Raw genomic sequence first — 4,514 nt, 5'->3', positions numbered from 1 at the left:
TTTGCCTAATTGGTTTTTGTTTAGTTTTCCTGTGGTAAGTTCGTCTAAAATTTTCAGTTTAAAAGGTTCTGAATACCATCTGATTACTTTGTCGTTTTTGTACATAATGTTTAAAATTATGTAGCCTTTATTCAGGACGGGGCAAAATGGTGTACAACGTGTTTGTGTAAGGATAGTTGCGTGTGCAAGCAACTAACTTACTAAAAATGGAATGAACCAGAGGAAAATCCGCAGGATTTTCCGAGTAGGCTAGAACCAAGCAATTATTTTTACACGGTGTTGGCAATAGTTATTTTATTTTTTTCCCGTTTGAGTATTCAATTTTACATATCTCCTGTTGATTGTTCTCGTCATAGCCTATTTCAAATCCGTGTTTCTTTTTTCCACTGTATTGACAGCTGTATATGAGTTTTCCATTTTTATAAGATTCGAAAAGTATTTTTATACCATCTTTATTATAGTGTATAATTTGGAAAATTGATCCGTCTAAATGGTATTCATTTTTTTTGGAAGGAGTAAAGGGTTTATTCTGGTTGTAAATAGTTTTATTTGAGATTCTTTTTTCTTTTCCATTGAAATAAAGATTGCTGAAAAAAATAACACCATTTTCATACACTTCTTCATAAACTAAATGTCCATTTTTCTTTTTGCTTTGAGCAATTCCAGTAAAGAGTTCATTATTTGAGCTTTTATAGACCAAATTATTCTCAATGTAGGTTTCTTTCATTCCGATTATTTCTTGCGAAATCAGTTGGTTGAAAGTAAAAAACATTAATAAAATCAATAGGTTTCTCATTTGGTCATAATTATTGCCAACGGTCTTGTGTATGATTAGTGGCGTGTTTAAGCACCTAATTTAGCAAATACAAACCAAATAGAAAATCCGCGAGGATTTTCGAGGCAAGCTAAAACTAGCCATTAATTATACACTGTGTTGGCAACAGTATTTTAATTATTAATATATTCTATTGCTTTTTCAAGAACTTCATCCTTTCCATCAATTATTCCTTGAATTGTTGGTTTAATTTCAATGTCGATTTTCACTCCTTTTCTTTGGGTTTCTGTATTGTCAGGATAAAATATACCAATTCCACTAATTGCTGTTTTATATCCGCCTACCATTTCTATACTACTTACATTTCCGTCAGCTCCTGAAGTTTGACTTCCAATTGTTGTAACGTTTTCTCCAGTTTGTAAACACATAGTTGTAAATTCAGCGTGACTTTGGGTTTTTTCATTAACTAATAAAATTACCTTCCCTTTATATACTAATTTCCCATTTTTTCCGAATTGATTGCCTTCTCTCCATATGAATTTACCTGGATAGTTTAAATCTGGATAAGTTACTTTATAAAATGCGTTTTTCTTGGAAGTAATATAATTTATGATTGAATACATTGTCCCTTTAGGATAGTTTCTTATATCGAAAATAATTGCCTTGGTATTGATTAGTGAATCCATAATTACGGATACATCTTCAATCTCAACTTTTCCCATATCAACATAGCCAATATTCTGCGTAAGAATTTTATATTTTTCTTCAATAGGGTTTTCGTAAGTGTACTTATGATATATCTTGAAATTTAATTGGTAAAAAGGATAGCGTTGAATTCTTTTTTCTTGAATTTTATTATTCCTCTCAAATGTAATTTTGACCGAATTAGTTGAACCATTAAAAACTCTCGCATTCGCATTTCTCAGCTTAACCGAAGCATTTGAACCATTAATGTACTTATAGTTTTCATTTAAGATGGTTTCTATTTTTTTTCCGTCCACTTTGAGAATTACATCTCCGATTTGCAAGTCATTTTCTTTGGCTAAACGTTCATTATAAAAACCAGTTATGATAGCTTTCTTATCAATAATTTGAAATTTGGCAGGAATGAAATTTGAACCAAAATGGTCATTTATTAAGTTTGATGAAAAATAACCGTGGCTGTCATTAATATTAACTATTAGTTCAAGCATAGCAAGATGATAATCGGTTTCGCTTTTTGGATTTGAGAAGTTTGGAATTGATTCCTTCAAAACCATATCCCAGTCTTTGTCCATTTGATATTTGTATGGAAAAAAATATTCAATGTAATTCCAATATCGAAATAGAGATAACAATCTTAATTGTTCATTTTCCCAACTAAAATCTGGGTATTCCGGTTCATTTTGAATTTTGATATTGCCAACACCAGAAAAAGAAGAAACATAGTGGTTGTTTCCTTGAAATCTATTTTTTTCAATAAACGTTAGTTTTGAAATGAGTTCATTAGAGAAAACCGTGGAATCTTTAATCCAAGTAAGGTCAAAGTTTTTACCAAAATAGTCTTTATTTTCTTTTGAAGTACATTCTTTGCAAATTTCAATTTCCCCTAATGAATTAATCCATTTCAGATAGATGTTTGAAAGTTCTTGTTTGTTTTTAGCCTGTGCAATTTTTGGTAAGATTTGAAATAGTTGGTCGTCCCAATTGAATTTACCTTTTCCAACTTCTGGATGATAATATTTTAAAAAACCCCAAATTTTTGCAGTTGTTGCAAGTTTGTCATTATAAACTGAATCAGTTTGTCCGCAACTACTTAAAGTTATCGAAATTATGAATAAGAGAAATAGTGCTTTTTTCATACCATATTGTTGCCAACGGTCTTGTGTATGAAAAGTTGCGAGTTTACGGGCGAGGATTTTCCGAGGGAAAATCAGAAGCAAGTAAACGAGCAACTAACTTTGATTTAGCTAAAACTAGCAATTTTTTATACACGGTGTTGGCAAATCGTTTTTAATTTTTTATTAATTGATAATCAGAAAGGTCAACCTCAACTTTGTTATAAATTAAAGGTCTCGGGTCAGATATCAACATAGTGTTTTTTGATAATTCAATTATTTTAAACTGTCTTTTATCTTCAAGTTTTAAAATATTTCCATTAAGTACATACTCTAACTTTTCACCAAGACCTCCAAAATAGAGGACTAAATATTTTTTTTCTATTTTCAGGTAAATATTACCAAATCTTTTGTCATTAATTTCAGGAGTTTTATTTTTTTCTGTGCGTAAAGTGTCTCCTTTTTCGTCAAATAGGACTAATTCCCCAACATCAATTTTTTTAGCCTCAGGTTTTTTGTTTTCAGACAATTGCCAAGTTCCAATGATGTCAGATTTAATTATTTTCTGGCCAAAAGTTAATTGACATAAAAACACAGTTATTAAAAAAAATCTTAATCTAAAGTCTATCATTTTGTGGTTTTGTCAAATGTTTGCCAACGTTTGGTATATGGAAAGTTGCGTGTTTGTGTGCGAGGATTTTCCGAAGGAAAATCAGAAGCTAGCAAACAAAGCAACTAACATTGGTTAAGCTAAAACTAGCAATTTTTTATATGCGGTGTTGTGTTTTCGTTGTTTTTTTTCTTACAATTTTTGGTCGGTTGTCAATTTTTTTTTTTGTGTTTAGCTAATAAGTCCGCCGCAACAGTTGCGCACTGCTTTGGTCAGTCAGATATTTTTTGATTTTTTAATCCGTAAAGATTCTAAAAGTCCGATGAGATTTTTATTTCACGTTTGAGTGAGAATTCAACGTTATTTTTTGAATTCCGCAATATGATTTTTCTGTTTTTACTTGCTTAAAATTCAAAAAAAAATCCGAAAATAAAACTAGGTTTTTTCGAATCGAGTGCGTTGCGCAATGAAACACAACGGTTACGTATAAGAATAGTGCGTAGTTTGAGTGCGAGGATTTTCCGAAGGAAAATCAGATGCAAGCAAACAAGCACTAACTTTTGATTTAGGAATAAACTTACGCATTATTTTTATACAATGTCAGGCACAGTATTTTAATTAGTACGTTTTAAATCGTCTTCGTTATTGAAAATTCCGTCTTTTCCAGCCGAAATTAGTTGATAGTTTAATGAATCCTTTAGCTCATAATTATATGGATTATTCCAACTATCAGCTTTCCAACTCGACCAAATTGGTTTTTGAGATATGAAAAGATGATAATTGGCAGGGTAAAACCCATAATGGTTTCTGTGTTTTTCTAGATTAACAGAAATTTCATTCATTTCCTTTTTTGTCCTATCTTCATTGAGATATTCGTTTGTCAAAAACTTTGCGCCTTTAAAAAGGCCAGAAAAAAGAAGGAACAAGGTAGCGGGAATTATAATTAAAGTTATAAGAACGCTCAATGCTAGTTTTCTACTAGCAGATTTTCTTCCTTCTATTTTTTCTATTTTATCAAAAATGTCAAAAATTGACCAAATCATTAAAATTATATATGGTGACCAAATCGGTATAAAATCAAATAAGTCAGTTGTTATAATTAAATAGGGGGATAAAAAAAGCAATATTAAAATAATAATTCCTTTGGTATAATCTTTTAAAATTAATTGTCCAATTCCTGGGATAAAAAAGGAAACTACAAAGGTTGAAAGTGAATTCATTGTTTGATTTTTTATATGTCTAGTCCTGAAATATGGCTACAGGTTAAAAATTGATTTACGCTGTTAATTTGTATACCATATTAGGTGTTTTA

At 30.4% G+C, this 4,514-nt stretch carries 4 protein-coding genes; all 4 read right to left on the bottom strand.

Annotated features, from left to right (window positions below; translation table 11 throughout):
• Positions 1-289 precede the first annotated feature (289 nt).
• Positions 290-727: a hypothetical protein gene (locus tag V8G69_RS16305; protein WP_394883235.1), complete on the bottom strand. Its 438-nt coding sequence runs from the start codon at positions 725-727 to the stop codon at positions 290-292.
• Positions 728-948: 221 nt separating this feature from the next.
• Positions 949-2,616 (bottom strand): S41 family peptidase, encoded by a 1,668-nt coding sequence (locus V8G69_RS16300; RefSeq protein ID WP_394883234.1) that lies wholly within the window; start codon positions 2,614-2,616, stop codon positions 949-951.
• A 151-nt stretch (positions 2,617-2,767) separates the two neighbouring features.
• The gene (locus V8G69_RS16295; RefSeq protein ID WP_394883233.1) at positions 2,768-3,223 is read right to left on the bottom strand and encodes a hypothetical protein; all 456 of its coding nucleotides are present in this window, start codon (positions 3,221-3,223) and stop codon (positions 2,768-2,770) included.
• 593 nt (positions 3,224-3,816) lie between these two features.
• On the bottom strand, positions 3,817-4,422 hold the full coding sequence (locus V8G69_RS16290; RefSeq protein ID WP_394883232.1) for a hypothetical protein: 606 nt from the start codon (positions 4,420-4,422) through the stop codon (positions 3,817-3,819).
• Positions 4,423-4,514 lie beyond the last annotated feature (92 nt).

Origin of the sequence: Gaetbulibacter sp. M235, assembly GCF_043876835.1 — a bacterium.
In the GTDB taxonomy this organism is placed as follows: domain Bacteria; phylum Bacteroidota; class Bacteroidia; order Flavobacteriales; family Flavobacteriaceae; genus Yeosuana.
The sequence above is the reverse complement of the archived record's forward strand: the minus strand, read 5'-3'. Positions and strand labels throughout refer to the sequence as shown.

Bases quoted from the DNA above. Each gene is read 5' to 3' on its own strand.
- V8G69_RS16300 (WP_394883234.1), bottom strand. From the start codon at position 2,616: ATGAAAAAAGCACTATTTCTCTTATTCATAATTTCGATAACTTTAAGT.
- V8G69_RS16290 (WP_394883232.1), bottom strand. From the start codon at position 4,422: ATGAATTCACTTTCAACCTTTGTAGTTTCCTTTTTTATCCCAGGAATT.
- V8G69_RS16305 (WP_394883235.1), bottom strand. From the start codon at position 727: ATGAAAGAAACCTACATTGAGAATAATTTGGTCTATAAAAGCTCAAAT.
- V8G69_RS16295 (WP_394883233.1), bottom strand. From the start codon at position 3,223: ATGATAGACTTTAGATTAAGATTTTTTTTAATAACTGTGTTTTTATGT.